A 14,795-nucleotide genomic window follows, 5' to 3' on the forward strand; every position below is an offset into this window, starting at 1 on the left:
CGGCGGCGAGGTATGGCCCTCCACGACGCCGGTCGAGGCCTGCACCGCTTCCTATGAGCCATGGCGCACCAGATCCTGCTCCCGCTGCTGGAGGCGCTGTGCATCACGCGGCCGGATCGGCGCGAGCAGCTCGACGCCCTTCTGCAGGCACCGCCGCGCGGGTTCGAGATCACCGCGGCGCTCGTAGGCTCCGGCGAGCATCTCCAGGGTCCGCGCCTGCCACAGGGTGCTGCCCCTCTCCTTCAGCACCCGCAGCGCGGTGGTCAGCTCGCTGAGGCCGCGCTCGACTACGTCATCCAGCACACGGGCGTGCCCGAGCAGAGCCAGCGCGCGGCTCGCGTCGAAGGGGTCGTCGACCGCGAGCAGTTCGGTGTGAGCCCGGCGGAAGTGGCTGCCGGCGGTGCGGGGGTCGCCCTTGGCCAGCGCGATCTGCCCGAGCACGATGGTCGCCAGCGCCACCCCGCGGCGGTAGCCGCACTCTTCCCACCGTGTGACGGCCAGGCGTGCATACTGTTCGGCGCGCAATGGCTCCCCGGACTGGAGGAAGCAATCCCCCAGACCGTGCAGGGCCTGACCGGCATCCCGCACATCACCGTGCTCCTGGGCCAACTGCACGGACTCCGTGTACCAGGCGATGGCGTCCTGCCAGAGCTCAGCCGAACACAAACCGATCGCACCGGAATTGAGCATCTGCCGTAGTGCGGCCGGGTTCTGGATCCGGCGTGCCGCGGCGACACCCAGCTCGTGCGCCTTGATCCACAGCTCGTAGGGGTGCTGTCGCAAAAACAGCGGCCAGTAGGCATCGACCAACTGCCACACCAGGTCGTCCCACTCGGCCATGTAGGCCAGTTGAAGGACGCCGAACAGGTTTCCCTGGTGGGAATCCAGCCAGGCCAGGGCGCCGCCGTCGTCATCGAAGACAGCGTCCCGCGGAGGCGACGCGACATCGGCGATCTGCATCCGCAAGGTTGCCTGGGACGGGGTCAGGCGCTGCTGCGCCTGGGTGGCGATCGTCAGCATCCACTCGCACAGGCGGCGCTCGACGCTCGTGCGCACCGCCTCGTCGTCCTCCTGCTCGGCCAGGGCGCGGGCGTGGGCGCGCACGGTGGCCCCCAGGCGGTAGCGGACGGGGCGGGCGGCGTCGGTGGCGAAGGGCTCCAGCAGGTGCTCGTCGGCCAGGGTCTCCAGCAGATGCGATGCTTCGGCGCGCTCCAACCGGCAGACCGCGGCGGTCATGTCCGGGTCGATGTCCGTGGTGGGCAGCAGGCCCAGGTGGCGCCAGACGCGCTTCCCGACGGCCTCCAACCCTTCGTAGCTGTCGTCGAGTGCTGTGGTGATGGCCATGCGGGCGGGGTCCTTTCGGACGGGGCCGGTGTCGGCGTGGCGTGTGAGAGCGTCGAGGGATGCGGTGAGGCGGCGATGGGGGTGAGAGGCCAGCCGGGCGCCGGCCAGGGACAGTGCCAGCGGCAGGTATCCGCAGGCCTCGGCCAGCCGGGAGGCGGCCCGGGGCTCTGCCGCGACGCGGTCCCGACCGGCGAGTTGGGACAGCAGCTCGACGGCGGCGGCGGGTGGGAGCGGGCCGAGCGGGTGGAGGACGGCACCGTCGATCATCAGCTCCCACAGAGTGCGACGGCTGGTGACCACGGTGACGCTGACGCCTCCCGCGGGCCGCAGAGGGCGCACCTGGTCGGCGGAGGCCGCGTTGTCGATCAGGATTGCCAGCTGGCGGTTGGCTGTGACCGAGCGCCACAGGCCGATCAGCTCCTCCCCGTCCGCCGGCGGCTGGTGTACCCCGAGCGCCCGCAGCCACCGGCGCAGGACCGTGGGGGTGTCCACCGAGCCTGCCGGGCCGCGCAGGTCGGCATAGAGCTGCCCATCGCGAAGGGTCTGGCCGCGGAGCCAGTGGGAGGCGAGCGCGGTCTTGCCTGTGCCGCCGATCCCGCTGATGACCGCGAGACGAAAGCCCTCGCCGCGCGCTTCGGTCAGAGCTTGGTGGGACTCCTCGCGGTCAGTGAAGTGTCTGGGTACGGGCGGGAGTTGGTGCGGCGCAGGTGGTGGGGACGGCGCCGTGGCGTGGTGGTGGATACCGCCGTTGACCGCTCCTGCCTGCACGATGACGCCGTGGAGGTTGGCCGATCCGCTGATCTCGTTTTCGATCACGACTCACCCCTCTGGACATTGCACGCGTTGCACGCGCCGGAAGGTGCCAGCGCGCCCGCCAGGCTGCTGTGCAGCTCGAACACATCGGTCAGGCCGGTGATCCGAAGGAGCTTGGCCAGTCGGCCGGCACTGTCCGGCACGAGACGCAGGCGCCGCGCGGCCGGGCCGTCGCGCAGCTTGTCCGGCGTCGATGCGTTGCAGCAGGTGGCTGAGCTGCTCCGCCATGACACGGGGGCCGCCATTGGCACGCTCCAGAAACGCCCAGTCCGCGGTCAACTCGATCCTCACGGCGGAGGAGGCGGCCAAAGTCCGTTCCGGGTGATACCCCTGCGGCAGCACACCGACGCTCTGCAACGCCCTGGTGAAGGCGGGGGTCTGGAGCAGCTGAGGCAGGATCTGAAGGGCGTAGATGCGGAGATGGGAGGCTGAGTTCTCGCAGGCAGCGAGGCGGGCCGCCCAGCCGACGCCGTTGTCTCGCACAGGCCGGCACTCCGGACGATCCAGCAGATTGAGTGCACCGGCGACTTCCGCCTGGTCGAGCCCGAAACGCCCCAGCACCGCGGCCACCCTGTCTGGCTGAAGGGCCGCCGCGTATCCGCGATCCCGTTGGGGAGCGCGCAGCGTACGCGGGCCGCGGTCGTGCCCTTCTCCCGACATCCCGCCGCGCGTGTGGTGCAGGTATCGCAGCTGTGAGCCGACAACGAGATGTGCGGGCGGCGCCTCCTCCAGAGGCGGGGTCCCTGAGTGGGCGAGAGCGAGCATCGGTATCCAATCAGCGTCGGATAGTGACGGGTTGGGGGGTCGGGCGGCTCGGCTTCAGGCCAGGTCGCTGACGTGGTAGTAGCCGCCGAGATGCAGTTCGGCCAGGGACTGGTCGCCCTTCGCCTGCAGAGCCGCACTAATGCGGAATGCCTGCTGGCGGTGGCACAGGTGCTCCAGCTGGCGAGGTGGGACCCACCGCACTCCGACCGGCGCCGTCGGGTGAAGCGTCCGGGTGGGACGGAGCGCCGGATCATCGGAAACGGGGACTCCGCAGTCGTAGACGTGCACCGAAGTGGGTGCACCGGTCTCGGATTTCTCGACCCAGTCCACCGCCAGCAGCCGGTTCGCCCTCACGACCAAGCTCACTTCTTCCCTCGCGGCGCGCTCGGCGACGTCCCGCGGTGACTCGCCGGGGGTGTGGGAGCCTCCGGGCAGACGCAGCCGGGCCTTGCGGCCCTTGCGCTCCCTGGGTTGCACCATCAGCACGTGACCGTCTGCATTGGTGATCAGTGCGTGCGCCGTCAGCTGTACTGGTGTGGCCTGGCCGGGCAGTAGGAGGGGTGTGTTGTCCTGCGCGGCAGTACGCATCTCTCCCATCGGAGGGAGCTGGCTCTGTGCGTGGAGGATGCTGACCGCCCAGCCGTGGCTGATGGCCTGTCCGTCGGTCGCCGCGTCCAGGGCGCGCAGGAGCATGGTTCGTGCATCGCGTGCGGCGAGGGTGGTGAGGCCGAGGATCTGAGCCAGCTCGGCCTGTGTCGCACCGGCCGCCAGGCACAGCAGGGTTGCTCGCTGCTGCGGGGACAGGATCGGCAGGTACGTCAGCCTCGCGTGCTGGATGAGGCTGGCTGCGAGGGCTGCGTGGACGGCGGCGGCGCGTGTCGGCGCCTGGAGAGTATCGCGGGCCCGGGAGAGACGTTCCGACAGGCCTGGTGTGTCCTGGCCGTTGGTGTAGAGCTGGAGCGCATGCCGGTGCGTTGCGCTCACCAGCCGTGCCGCCTCACGTACGTCGTTGCGCCACAGGGCGCTGCCCCAACGCCGGGTACGGGCGCTGTAGGTGAGCTTGGCGCCGTCCCACTGCACCGCCGGGACCCTGGGGATCCGCACGGGTGCACCCAGCCCCAGCATGACCCGCAGGTCAGACAGCGGCACATCTTCCTGCCGAGCCAGCTCTTCGAGCGTGACCGCTCCATCGTCGAGCCGGCCGAGAAGAGACCGCCGGCGCTCCTCACTGATCGCGCGCTGGCCCGCCGCGCCCTTCCTGGTGGTGCTCATTCTGTTGCCCCCTGCCCCTGGTGAGTGGAAGGGCTGCAGCAGGCGTGAGCTGAGGACGTGGAGCGGAGGTGGGTGGCGCGGTGGCCGTTGTGGAGTTCCAGGGCGCCCTTCGCACGTGCACTGAGACATGCCTGCACGCGACGAACGTCCGTGGGAGAGAGAACGGCGGCGATCTCGGAAAGCTCGACGGATCGGACATCCGCCCGGCCGTGATGCGATGGCGGGTAGCCGGGGACCACGGATGTGCTGGCGCCGTAGAGGTAGTGGACTTCGGCACGGTGCTGCGGGGGATGACACCAGTCGATAGCAAGGAGCTGGTCGAGTGCCACCGGATGTGCGGCTGCCTTCAGGGCGTGGCGTTCAGCGGCTCGTCGCGGACCTTCACCGAACCTGGTGTCGAGCGGGCCGCCCGGCAGGCTCCACGTGCCCCGTGTGCCGTCTCGCATGATCAGAAGCCGACCCTGAGGGTCTATGACCACAGCGCTGCCGGAGACGGCCGCGGTGGCGTCCGGGAGCGTTCCGAGATGGGCGACGGTCCCGGCGATGAGGGCCTGCAGCCCGGCGGTGGCTCGGGCACGTGACCGTGCTCGCAGGAGAGGAAGAGCCTCGGCCCTGGGCAGGAATCGGACCCTGCCGCGCTCCGCACGCTGTTCGACCACACGCGCTTGAACCTTGCTGAGGGGGCCGGTGGCGAAGATGTGGGTGATCACGGATCGGCTTGCGCGGCGTGCCCTGTCGAGTCCCACCAGCCGTCCTGCCGGCAGCTCCAGGTCAAAGGTGTCACGCAGGATCCGGCCGGCCGCGGCCTCCGGGGACTCATGGCAGTGCGTCATGCCGCCGGCAAGCTCGATGTAGCCACGGCCGTTGGGATCGGTGACGAGCAGCCGGTCCTGGGGAGCGGTGATCAGGAGTGTTGTCGCGATCATTGGCTGATCGGCGGCGCGCGGTGCCGTCATGAGCGTGCCTCGCACAGCGGACGGGAGATGCGGGAGCGGTCAAGGCAGGCCTTGATGCTGGCGAGTGTGACCAGTGCGGGGCCCTCCCCGCAGGCGGCGGTGAGGAGTCCCTCGTGGATGAGGCCGGAGACCAAGCGCGGCTTCATACCGAGCATGGTGGCGGCCTGAGGCAGCGGGACGGTGAGGCGTTCAAGGGACAGGTCGGGAAAAGCCATCAGTTCCCTAGCGGTAGAGATGGGCGGCGACGGCGGGGCGGGGCTCAGCCATCGCCGGAGACACTGCTATGTGGGAGAGGGGCGGGGGCCGCGGTCGGTCTACGGCGGGCCGCGGCCACCCCCGGCAGGCCGTGCAGCCAGCGGCCGACAACAAAGAGCACGCGGGGGCGAGCAAGAACACCCCACCGACGGCCGACGGCGGTGACCCTCATGCCGCGCGGCGCAACCAGCAACTCGGGGAGCACCGTCGGACGTGCACGGCGACAAGCCGAAGGCGGACAAGAACACGGCTCCGCGGGCTCTCGGCCGGGGAGCTGGCGAAGAGCGCTGCGGTTGTTCAGGTCGCACGGCCGCCGGCGGCCATGAGGACTTGCCCGCGCCGTCTGCGTGGTAGCCGGCCCTCCCGGATGGTGCACTTGAGCTGCACGCGAATGCCCGCCTGACAGAAACGCGAGGGGAGCCCCCGTCGTCGGAACCTGCCACACCGACGTGGAACCGGTCGGCCGCCTGGTTGGCACGGCCCATCCAGCAGCTTCCTGCCAGCAGAACCTCTACCACCACTTCCCCCGTCATGCCGCGCCCCCCTCGACGGGAACGGTGATCTCCCGCTCCAGACATGTCGGGCCGACGTGCCACACGTGGGCGACAGCGGGGCGCGCGATGGTCACCGTGACGCTGAGCCCATGGGCCTCGAGGTGCTGGGACAGGCCCTGCACATAGCCGTCGTTGAGCCAGGCCACCAACGCTTCGGCTTGGTGCGGCCCAAGTGCGGTGTGGTGGGCGTAGAGCTGAATGCGCAGCCACTGTGCGGCCTGGGCAGCGGACGAGCGTGCCTCGCTGCTGCGAATCGTGTCCGGAAGAGTGCCGCCGTCACCGAGCTCGCGCCGCTCACACCTCCAGGGCCCGCGCATGGCCCACATGCGGGGGTCCGCAGGCCTCTTCCATGCGATCGTGATGCCGCTGTCCTTGCCGCCGACCGTCTGGATGCGCACGTGCGGATCATCGGCCGCCGGCGCCGCGAGCGGCGAACCGCCGGAGCTTCCGACTGAGAGGGCATCGTCGCGAAGACCGGTGTGGACAGGGGAAGTTGCCTGTGGCCTGCGGGGGCCGCCCGAAGGATCGTGGCGGACCGGCTTGGGCGTGTGCCGACGTCGACTCATCCGGCCCTCCGTCGCGCTGCGGCCCACGGATCGTTCCAACGGCGCAGCCACTCCTCGGGCAGCAGGCCGTGGAGTGCGGATGCCAGGAGCTCCAAATGGCGTTTTGCGTATGTCGCGTCGGGCCCCTCCAAGACGCGTTCGGCTCGGCGGATGCGTTGGCTCAGCGCGTCGGCGTCCCCGCTGCACGAACGGCCGCACATCGCCTCGCGACGCTGACGAGCGCGATAGATGTGCTCGTGGAGGTGCTCCTTGATGGCAATAATCGCCGCGGATATGTCCTCGGCCGTTGTGCGGGAGTAGGCAAACTGGTGCGCCTTCTCCAGGTCGACGAGGACATCAAGGGTGTCGTCGGCCAGCTCCTCGAAGGTGAAGCCGTGCTCGGCGGGGGCCGCGAAATGAAGTTCGACTCGCATCTTGGCGCACCACCTGGCGAGGGCGCGTTGATCACCGACCCGGTGCGCGACCTGCTCCAGAGACGGCACAACCAGGTGGTGGACCGTCGTGCGGACCTTCAGCAGCTGCTCGACGTACCACCACTGATCCCGGCCGGGAAAACGTCCACGGTTATGGGCGTCGGCGTAGCTCTTGAACGGCGTGAGCTGCAACCGGCGCCGGGTGAGGTCGTCGAGGCACCCAAGGACCTCGGCGCGAGTCCCACCGTGCAGGCAGCTGTACAGCACCGCGTCAGGCCGTTCCGAGGTCGGAGGCGATACAGGTAAGGCTCTCATCTGGTTCTTCCGTCGAAATCAGCTGAAATACCCCGTCGCAGAGGCGGGAGGAACGTGCCGAGATGGGCGGCGGGCCCCAGGGGTTGGCGCTGGGGCCCGCCCGCCCACGCGCCGTCCGGTCGGGACGGCGCTTCCTCCCCCGAGGGGCGGGGGAGGACCCACCGGTCACGGGCGCGGCCGGACCCGGTGGGCGGTGCTGCCTCCTACGGGGGTGGAGGCAGCGGGAGGATGGTCTATCTGGTGGAGACGAAAGCCCATGCCAGCAAGGCGATGGGGTAGAGGAGCAGCAAGACCGCTAACGCCACGGCCGCGCGGTGCCGGCTGATCTCCCCAACTCGTCTGTCGATGAAGGTGGTCGGCTTCTGAGCGCGATGTCTTGCCCTGTTCCGATCTCCTGCGCCGAGCGAGCGGGCGGTCATTTCTGTACCTGTAATCCCTCGGGCGCGGGCGGCGCCGAGGCCCGCCGCTGCCGCCAGGCGTCCACTTCGGCTGCCCGGGGTTCGAGCACGATCAGTTGCGTTTCGTTGATCCTGAGCCAGTCTCGCAACCTGCACCGATTCGAAGCGTCATCTGCGAGTTCAGTCTCGGAGCGGACGATCAGGACGTCCGCGGCATGGGCATCAATCAGCATGGTTAGCTGACAGCCCCCGCGGCGGTCCGGCAGCGCATCAGGATGATCGATGTTCCCTCCACGATCATCCGCAAGTGCACCCACCAGGGCAAAGTCGAGATCGTCGGCCTGGGAGACGAGGCGGGCCAGCGCCGCCCGCACATCATTGGGCTCTGCATGGACGTAGACCAGCGCTCGAACTGGCTGCGCTGGAGTGGTGCCGTCACGGCTCGCCCCCCATACCTGGGGTCGTTTGACGACGAGCTGTGGTTCGTGTTCGCAGAGAGCAGCGATGCCAGAGTCGTCAGCGACGGAGGCACCGGGCGCGGTAGCTAAGAGTCGCCGCCGGCCGGTCTCCCGACGCAAGGCATCGACGTGGTCGGTGTTGGCTTCGACCGACGCGCAAGGGCGCCGCAGCTGCATGCTCGAGGTTTGGGGCATTGCCGGTGTCCTCGTCGTCGATGGGGCAGGGGAACAAGGCGCGCTCATCACGTAGCGCGCACACCCAGATGCCGTGTGTTGCGACTCACGAAGTATGGCAGGGGAAACTTCTCTCCGTAAAGCTAGGATGCGAAAATTTCGCACTAGACGTTTTCAGTGTGTCGTCGGCGCCGGGGCACGACTATCGTCAGCCCAACGCGGCGGCGATGATGGGCACGTCACGAGCCGTCAGGTCGACGGCAAGTCCGCTAACAAGGAGCGCAGATGGTGATCACGGCCGATGACAGATCGGTGGCCCTGTGCCGCATCCTGCTGGGCCTGAAACTTCGGCGTCTCAGAGAGGGGAAAGGTCTCAAGGCGTCAGCCGTGGCGAAACGCTTCGGCTGGTCAACAGCTCGGATGACCCGTCTGGAGACGAAGATGACCGCCGTCGAAGTCGGCGACGTTCGCCTGCTCTGCGACTTGTACGAGGTCTCGCGCGAGCTACGTGACGAACTGGAGAGCTACGCGCTCATCAGTAAGACAGGCAAGGGCTGGTGGGACGCGAAGTCCCTCAAGCAGACGGTGCCGGAGTGGTTTCGGGCAAATATCGGCTTGGAGGCAGCCGCGAGGCGAATCTGGATCTACCAGTCTGAGTTCGTCCCCGGGCTCGCTCAGGTCCTGGGCTACGCGATGGCGATTCTTGGGCTGTCCGATGCGGATGAAGAGACAATCGACAGGCATGCCGAGGTCCGGGCAACCAGGCAGAGCATCCTGACACGCCCGGACGGCGCACCGGATGTGATGATGACCCTCAACGAGGCGGTCATCCGTCGGCCAGTCGGTGGCGCCGATGTGATGCGCCAGCAGCTCGAAAGGCTTTCGGAGCTTGCGCAGCAGCCCAACATCAGCGTCAAGATCTTGCCGTTCTCGGCCGGGGCTCATCCGGCGATGCACGGGCCGTTCACGATCTGGGGCTTCGACGATGAGATCGTGGGCGACCTCGCTTACCTGGAGAACCTTGTGGACGGAGGTGTTCTCTCCGATGTCGAGCTGGTTGCTCCGTTCATCGCCGCCTTCGAGCAACTTGAAAGATTGGCGGCTACTGAGGAACAGTCTCTTGCCATGATCCAGTCCACCGCAGCCGCTTTGTGAAGGCGGCCGCCGTGCCGACGCGCGCTGAAGGCAGTCATCACCGGTGCCGCCCTGTCAGGGCTCCCGGTCTATGGCTCCACGAAGCGTTGCGGGACACTCAGAGGGCGAGGCGCTCAGGCCTCGCTTCTGGCCACCGACGGACCACCGTCGAGGCCACAACGAATAAGGAGACTCCTCGTTGGAAACAGAACTCCGCTGGCGCAAGAGCAGCTACAGCGGGCAAAACGGAGGGGATTGCGTCGAATGCGCATCACCTAATCACACCGCGGTGCATGTGAGGGACTCCAAGAACCCTCACGGCCCACACCTCACCTTCACGTCGTCGGCCTGGACCGAGTTCTTGAACTCGGTCCAGGCCGACGCCTCCCCATGGAGCACCACCGCATAACGGTGCCAGCCGAAGCAGGGTAAGGACCGCAAGCGTCCCTCCTCAACCACAGTGAGGAGGGACGCTTCGCCGGTCTACTCTCCCTCCCCGCGACGTGTGTGGCAACCACTCAACGTTTGCGGCATGTTCAGCGAGTTGACCTGGGCGGGGCTGCCAAGGACGACGAAGTGACGGGGTGACCGGCCACTCCTTCACCACGCTTCCAGACCATGACGCGTCTCCTGCGCGTCGGCGTACGAAGGACTTCCCAGCGTCACAGCTCCCAATCGCTTTCCGCTCTGCTGCCCTACGCCGGAAGAGCATGAGAAGGATCTTCCTGCGGAAGTGCCCCCGAAAGCATCAACAGCACAGGGAGGTCACGGGATTGAACCTCCAGATGTACTGGCCGCCCAGGTCCGCGGTGGACGTGCGCTTCAGGCTCGACACCCGACGACCTGGCAGATCCTGTGGTGGCTATTCGCGTGCGGCGCCGAGTACGAGGCACGCCAGGGGGCCGCGCAGGTCGTATCGGACGATGCTTGACCACCCGTTGCTGAGGTCGGCGATCTCCTCTTCGGTCATCCCGCCGGGCTGGGTGGCGTGGCCGTTCACCACGGGGATGACGAGGTACAGCTGGCCTTGATCGCTCAGCCAGTGGTCGCGGACTCGTCGAACCCACGCGTAGGGCTGGTCAAGGAAGGGCAGCACGAGGCGGCACACCACGAGGTCTATGCCGTGTGGCGGCAGTTGGGGCGGATCCTCGTGGTTGAGGTCGTGGTTCCGGTAGCCCACTCCGGCCAGTGGTGTGCGGCGGGCGGCCGCCAGCGGCCCGTCGGCGAAGTCGAGGCCGGTGACGTCGAATCCGAAACGGTGCAGCTGGCGAGTGAAGGCCCCGTTTCCGCAGCCGGCGTCGATGGCGGTCCGGCCGCGGCGCTTGAGGCAGTAGCGGGTGAAGCGCGACAGTTCGATGTCGGTGATGACGCGGAAGGTGTGGCCGTTCTCCTCCCAGGCGTTCCACGACGCGCGCGACGGGATGCCGGCTGCCGTCATGCCGCCTCCTGCAGCGCGCGGCGTCTCGGACGTCTGGGGGCTGTGCCCGGGTCGGACCTCATGCTCGGTGGGCCGTTCGAGGGCCGTCATGCTGTGCTGCTCTCCCGTTCGTGGTCATCCGGCAGCCGGTCCCAGGTGTACGGGGAGGGTCTGGTGGCCGTTGCTGATCAGCGACGGCAGCGGCCGCAGTGCGTCGGCGGGTACGGCCAGGGCGAGGTCGGGGAAGCGTTCGAACAGCATGCGCAGGGCGGTGGCGACTTCGAGGCGGGCGAGTGGGGCGCCGAGGCAGTAGTGCACGCCGTAGCCGAAGGCGAGATGGTCCTTCGTCGGCCGGGTGGCGTCGAAGAGGTCGGCGGACTCGCCATGCCAGTTGGGGTGCCGGTTGGCTGCGGCGTAGGAGGCGAGGATCGCCTCACCTGCCCGGATCGTCTGTCCGTCGGGCAGGGGGATGTCCGCGGTGGCGAACCGCAGTGGCAGGTGCTTGATGGCCGGCTCGTGTCGCAGCGTTTCCTCCACGACGTCGCTCCAGCTGGCACGGCCGCCGCGGACGTGGTCGAGCTGGGCGGTGTCGGTCAGCAGGGCAACGATGGCCTGGTCAAGGACGTTGACGGTGGTCTCGTAGCCGGCGGCGATCATCAGGAGCAGTGTGTCGCGCAGCTCCTGGTCCGTCAGACCGGACCCGTCACCGTCGATGTCGCGGGCGGCGATGAGCCGGGAGGTCATGTCCTCGCCGGGTTCGGCGCGCTTCGCCGCTATCAGCTGGTCGAGGGCCTCGTACAGCAGCGCTGTGTTCGCGTCAGCCTGTGCGGGGGTGACGGTGGTGGCGAAGACGCCGTCGACGACGGCGCGGAAGCCGGCGCGCTGGTCTTCGGGGACGCCCATGAGCTGGCCGATGACCGCGATCGGCAGGGGGTAGGCCAGGTGCTCGCGCAGGTCCACGCTCTCCCCGGCCGGCCGGGAGGCGAGGTCGTCGAGGAGTGCCGTGACGATCTGCTCGATGCCGGTGCTCAGGTTCTGGATGCGGCGGGCGCTGAAGGCCGGCTGGATCATCCGCCGCAGCCGGAGATGCTCGGTGCCGTAGGCGGTGAACATGTTCTGGACGCCGACCCAGAGCTTAAGGGGCCAGGTGGGGACGGTCTCGGCGAAGGCGGGCCAGTGGGCCCTGCCGTCCTTGGAGACCTGCGGGCTGGTGAGGAGCGTCTTGAGGAGGTCGGGGTCGGACACGGACCAGGCGGTCACGCCGAGGAGGTCCATCGGGGTGGCCGGGCCGCGGGCGCGCAGGGCTTCGTGCTCGGCGTGGTGGTCCAAGGCGGCGGGGTCGAGGACGAGAATCGGCTGCTCGGGCATGTGGGCTCCTTCAGCGTGCGGTGGGGAAGATGACGGGGAGGGATTCCAGGGCGCGGTGGAACGGGCCCGGGCGCCAGCGCAGTTCGCCTTCGGCGACGGCGAGGTCCATTACGGGGTGGGCGTCCAGCAGGTAGCTGATGGCGGTCTCGGCGATGAGGTAGGCGTGGGAGCGCGCCGGGCAGGTGTGCGGGCCGGCACTCCAGGCCAGGTGGGCCCGGTTTCCGGCGAGGGCGTCCGCCGCGAGGCCGTGGGTGAGAGCGGGGTCGTTGTTGCACGCCGCCATGGAGATCACCACCGGCTGGTGGGCGGGCAGGACAACGTCATCGACCCGGACGGGAGCGGGCGGGTAGCTGATGCAGTAGTTCGCCAGCGGCGGGTCCTGGTACAGCACGGTGTCGAGGGCGTCGCGCACGGTGGACTGGGCGGCGTGGAGCGCGGTGGAGAAGCCGTCGTCGCTGAGGATCTTGCGGCAGGTGTTGCTGATGAGGTTGGTCACGGGTTCGATGCCGGCGCCGTAGAGCGTGACGAGCTGATGGGCCATCTCCGTGTCGTCCAGACCGCCGGGGTGGGCCATCATGCGGGAGGTGACGTCGTCGGCGGGCTGCCGTCGTCGCAGGGCGACGAGGTCGGCGACGGCCTGGCCGAGGACCTGGTTTCCGTGCTCTGCGTCCGTGGTGTTGAAAATGCTCGCCATGCCGTGCGCGATGCGGTCGCCGATCTCGTCCGGGCAGCCGAGGAGCTTGCTCAGGACCCGGAAGGCGATCGGACGGGCGAAGTCGCCGACGAGGTCCGCGCGGCCGGCGGAGCGGAACTTGCCGACTGCAGCGCCGGCCACCGCTTCCACCAGGGAGCGCAGCTCGTGCTGGTCTACGGCATCGAGGCTGGAGGTGTTGGCGGCGCGGTAGCGGGCGTGGTCGTCTTCGGCGCTGCGCAGCGCGTTGGGCCGCCACTCCATCATCGGCCGCACCGGGCAGGTCGCCGGTACCTCCTTCTGCCACACTCGCGGGTCGGCGGGGAAGTTCCACGGCTCGTTGAGGATGCGCCGGGCCTGGCTGTAGCCGATCACCAACGTCGCCGGGACGCCCGGGGACAGCTCCACCGGCACCAGCGCGCCGTGGGTGGACCGCATGTGTGCGTAGGCCGCGTGCGGGTCGGCGGCGAACTCCGGCGTGTACAGCGGGAACCGGTCCGACTCAGTTGCCGGGCCATGGGCAGTGGTGGTCATCGCTGGGACTCCATGGGTGCGGCTATGGGCTGCTTGAGCAGATGCTTTACGAGCCCGATGAGTGCGTAGAGCGAGGAGGTGCGATCGCGGGCATCACAGGTGGTCAGCAGGGTTTCCTCGTCGAGGGCCAGGGCCTGACGCACTTCGCCCTCGTCGTAGGTGGGGGCGTCGGGAAAGGCATTGAGCGCGACGGCATACGGGATACCGTGATTTTCCAGCAGCTCCAGGGCGCTGTAGCAGGCGTCGAGCCTGCGGGTGTCGGCCAGGACCAGGCAGCCCAGCGCGCCTTCCACCAGGTCTTCCCATATCGGCTGAAACCGGGCTTGCCCTGGCAGGCCGAACAAATAGAGCATCAGCTGGTCGCCCAGCTGGAGTCGGCCGAAGTCCATGCCCACCGTGGTCGCGGTCTTCTCCGGCGTCCCCTGCAAGTCGTCGACGCCTTCACTGTCGACAGTGATCGGTGCCTCCATGCGCAGCGGCGTCACCTCGGACACGCTGCCGATCAACGTGGTCTTCCCCACGCCGAAGCCACCGGCCACCACGATCTTGGCCGTGTCCGTCACGGTCTCGGGTACGTAGGTGACCTGGGAGAAGTCAGAGGCGGGAGTGAAGTCCATCGAGCACCCTTTGCAGGAGTTCAGTTTCGGGCCGGTCGCCGGTGGCCGAGACGGGGAGACCCAGACAGCCGGCCTCGACCAGCTGGGAGACGAGAATGCGTGCCGTGGAGGGCGGCATCTGCAGGGCGGCGGCGATATCCGCGACGGCGAGGCCGCCGCCCCCCGCCGCGAACAGCCGCTGCACCTGCCCGGCGTCCGGCCCCAGGTCGCTCCTGAGGCCGGGGGCGGCAACCACTACGCTCTCCAGCCGCACGTCCGGGCGGGGACGCGCACGCCCCCGTGTACGGACGTAGGGTCTGACGAGGTCCGGGTCCCGCCGCGGCCCGGTCATGCCCCGCAGCCCCCGCCCGACTCCGGCGTCGTGCGCTGCCGGGTCCCCAGCCGCTCGTGCAGCCGCGCCGCGAGCTGCTGCATGTTCTGGCTGATCACGCCGACATCCACGTGGGCGCTGGACGTGAGGACCGACAGCACGGTGTTGTCACCGGCCGCGGTCATCAGAAGGAGGTTGTTGTTGAACTCGACCACCTGCTGGCGCACTTCGCCGCAATCGGTGAAGTCCTTCAACCCCTTGCTCGACGCACGGCAGGATGCCGTCACCGCGGCGAACTTTTCGATGTACTCATCATCGAGCTTCTTGGTATGCGCCTTGGGCAGGCCGTCCCTGCTCACCAGTACGGCAAGCTCGACACCTTCGACAGTGCCGAGCTGCTCGTCCAGCAGCCAGCCCAGCTCATTGCGGATTGTGCGCATA

General features: G+C 68.6%; 16 protein-coding genes. 2 read left to right on the top strand and 14 right to left on the bottom strand.

All coding sequences use genetic code 11. The features are described from left to right. Window positions 1-51: 51 nt before the first annotated feature. The 8 genes from D9V36_RS01740 to D9V36_RS01775 form a co-directional block, all read right to left on the bottom strand. Window positions 52-2,160: a hypothetical protein gene (locus D9V36_RS01740; RefSeq protein WP_129292126.1), complete on the bottom strand. Its 2,109-nt coding sequence runs from the start codon at window positions 2,158-2,160 to the stop codon at window positions 52-54. A 3-nt stretch (window positions 2,161-2,163) separates the two neighbouring features. Beyond that, the gene (locus D9V36_RS42945; protein WP_431357631.1) at window positions 2,164-2,922 is read right to left on the bottom strand and encodes a Scr1 family TA system antitoxin-like transcriptional regulator; all 759 of its coding nucleotides are present in this window, start codon (window positions 2,920-2,922) and stop codon (window positions 2,164-2,166) included. Window positions 2,923-2,976: 54 nt separating this feature from the next. Beyond that, complete coding sequence (locus D9V36_RS01750; protein ID WP_164992821.1) at window positions 2,977-4,194, bottom strand: NUDIX domain-containing protein; 1,218 nt, start codon at window positions 4,192-4,194, stop codon at window positions 2,977-2,979. Continuing rightward, the gene (locus D9V36_RS40595; protein WP_164992822.1) at window positions 4,191-5,120 is read right to left on the bottom strand and encodes a hypothetical protein; all 930 of its coding nucleotides are present in this window, start codon (window positions 5,118-5,120) and stop codon (window positions 4,191-4,193) included. The genes D9V36_RS01750 and D9V36_RS40595 overlap by 4 nt, the downstream gene beginning before the upstream one ends. Window positions 5,121-5,146: 26 nt before the next feature. Then, entirely contained in the window at window positions 5,147-5,365 is a 219-nt protein-coding gene (locus D9V36_RS01760) for a hypothetical protein (protein WP_129292130.1), read from the bottom strand. A 569-nt stretch (window positions 5,366-5,934) separates the two neighbouring features. Then, entirely contained in the window at window positions 5,935-6,357 is a 423-nt protein-coding gene (locus tag D9V36_RS01765; RefSeq protein WP_129292131.1) for a hypothetical protein, read from the bottom strand. A 164-nt stretch (window positions 6,358-6,521) separates the two neighbouring features. Next, window positions 6,522-7,130, bottom strand: coding sequence for a hypothetical protein (locus D9V36_RS01770; protein ID WP_129292132.1), 609 nt, complete (start codon window positions 7,128-7,130; stop codon window positions 6,522-6,524). 538 nt (window positions 7,131-7,668) lie between these two features. Beyond that, window positions 7,669-8,286 carry a hypothetical protein gene (locus tag D9V36_RS01775; protein ID WP_129292133.1) on the bottom strand — a complete coding sequence of 206 codons (618 nt, stop codon included), beginning with the start codon at window positions 8,284-8,286 and terminating at the stop codon, window positions 7,669-7,671. 282 nt (window positions 8,287-8,568) lie between these two features. Between D9V36_RS01775 and D9V36_RS01780 the strand changes: the two genes are divergently transcribed. Continuing rightward, window positions 8,569-9,438, top strand: coding sequence for a helix-turn-helix domain-containing protein (locus D9V36_RS01780; protein ID WP_129292134.1), 870 nt, complete (start codon window positions 8,569-8,571; stop codon window positions 9,436-9,438). 178 nt (window positions 9,439-9,616) lie between these two features. Then, on the top strand, window positions 9,617-9,826 hold the full coding sequence (locus D9V36_RS01785; protein ID WP_129292135.1) for a DUF397 domain-containing protein: 210 nt from the start codon (window positions 9,617-9,619) through the stop codon (window positions 9,824-9,826). Window positions 9,827-10,279: 453 nt separating this feature from the next. Here D9V36_RS01785 and D9V36_RS01790 read toward each other — a convergent pair whose 3' ends face one another. The 6 genes from D9V36_RS01790 to D9V36_RS01815 all read right to left on the bottom strand — a co-directional run bounded on the left by D9V36_RS01790 (window position 10,280) and on the right by D9V36_RS01815 (window position 14,794). After that, window positions 10,280-10,855 (bottom strand): class I SAM-dependent methyltransferase, encoded by a 576-nt coding sequence (locus D9V36_RS01790; protein WP_164992823.1) that lies wholly within the window; start codon window positions 10,853-10,855, stop codon window positions 10,280-10,282. 114 nt (window positions 10,856-10,969) lie between these two features. Further along, the gene (locus tag D9V36_RS01795) at window positions 10,970-12,202 is read right to left on the bottom strand and encodes a cytochrome P450 family protein (protein ID WP_129292137.1); all 1,233 of its coding nucleotides are present in this window, start codon (window positions 12,200-12,202) and stop codon (window positions 10,970-10,972) included. 10 nt (window positions 12,203-12,212) lie between these two features. Then, entirely contained in the window at window positions 12,213-13,427 is a 1,215-nt protein-coding gene (locus D9V36_RS01800; protein ID WP_129292138.1) for a cytochrome P450, read from the bottom strand. Further along, window positions 13,424-14,044 carry a GTP-binding protein gene (locus tag D9V36_RS01805; RefSeq protein WP_129292139.1) on the bottom strand — a complete coding sequence of 207 codons (621 nt, stop codon included), beginning with the start codon at window positions 14,042-14,044 and terminating at the stop codon, window positions 13,424-13,426. The genes D9V36_RS01800 and D9V36_RS01805 overlap by 4 nt, the downstream gene beginning before the upstream one ends. Further along, complete coding sequence (locus D9V36_RS01810; RefSeq protein ID WP_129292140.1) at window positions 14,022-14,375, bottom strand: DUF742 domain-containing protein; 354 nt, start codon at window positions 14,373-14,375, stop codon at window positions 14,022-14,024. The genes D9V36_RS01805 and D9V36_RS01810 overlap by 23 nt, the downstream gene beginning before the upstream one ends. Further along, the gene (locus tag D9V36_RS01815) at window positions 14,372-14,794 is read right to left on the bottom strand and encodes a roadblock/LC7 domain-containing protein (protein WP_129292141.1); all 423 of its coding nucleotides are present in this window, start codon (window positions 14,792-14,794) and stop codon (window positions 14,372-14,374) included. The genes D9V36_RS01810 and D9V36_RS01815 overlap by 4 nt, the downstream gene beginning before the upstream one ends. Window position 14,795: the final 1 nt, after the last annotated feature.

This window comes from Streptomyces lydicus (assembly GCF_004125265.1).
Lineage (GTDB): Bacteria > Actinomycetota > Actinomycetes > Streptomycetales > Streptomycetaceae > Streptomyces > Streptomyces lydicus_C.

Bases quoted from the DNA above. Each gene is read 5' to 3' on its own strand.
- D9V36_RS01780 (WP_129292134.1), top strand. From the start codon at position 8,569: ATGGTGATCACGGCCGATGACAGATCGGTGGCCCTGTGCCGCATCCTG.
- D9V36_RS01790 (WP_164992823.1), bottom strand. From the start codon at position 10,855: ATGACGGCAGCCGGCATCCCGTCGCGCGCGTCGTGGAACGCCTGGGAG.
- D9V36_RS01815 (WP_129292141.1), bottom strand. From the start codon at position 14,794: ATGCGCACAATCCGCAATGAGCTGGGCTGGCTGCTGGACGAGCAGCTC.
- D9V36_RS40595 (WP_164992822.1), bottom strand. From the start codon at position 5,120: ATGATCGCGACAACACTCCTGATCACCGCTCCCCAGGACCGGCTGCTC.
- D9V36_RS01810 (WP_129292140.1), bottom strand. From the start codon at position 14,375: ATGACCGGGCCGCGGCGGGACCCGGACCTCGTCAGACCCTACGTCCGT.
- D9V36_RS01805 (WP_129292139.1), bottom strand. From the start codon at position 14,044: ATGGACTTCACTCCCGCCTCTGACTTCTCCCAGGTCACCTACGTACCC.
- D9V36_RS01750 (WP_164992821.1), bottom strand. From the start codon at position 4,194: ATGAGCACCACCAGGAAGGGCGCGGCGGGCCAGCGCGCGATCAGTGAG.
- D9V36_RS01775 (WP_129292133.1), bottom strand. From the start codon at position 8,286: ATGCAGCTGCGGCGCCCTTGCGCGTCGGTCGAAGCCAACACCGACCAC.
- D9V36_RS42945 (WP_431357631.1), bottom strand. From the start codon at position 2,922: ATGCTCGCTCTCGCCCACTCAGGGACCCCGCCTCTGGAGGAGGCGCCG.
- D9V36_RS01760 (WP_129292130.1), bottom strand. From the start codon at position 5,365: ATGGCTTTTCCCGACCTGTCCCTTGAACGCCTCACCGTCCCGCTGCCT.
- D9V36_RS01795 (WP_129292137.1), bottom strand. From the start codon at position 12,202: ATGCCCGAGCAGCCGATTCTCGTCCTCGACCCCGCCGCCTTGGACCAC.
- D9V36_RS01800 (WP_129292138.1), bottom strand. From the start codon at position 13,427: ATGACCACCACTGCCCATGGCCCGGCAACTGAGTCGGACCGGTTCCCG.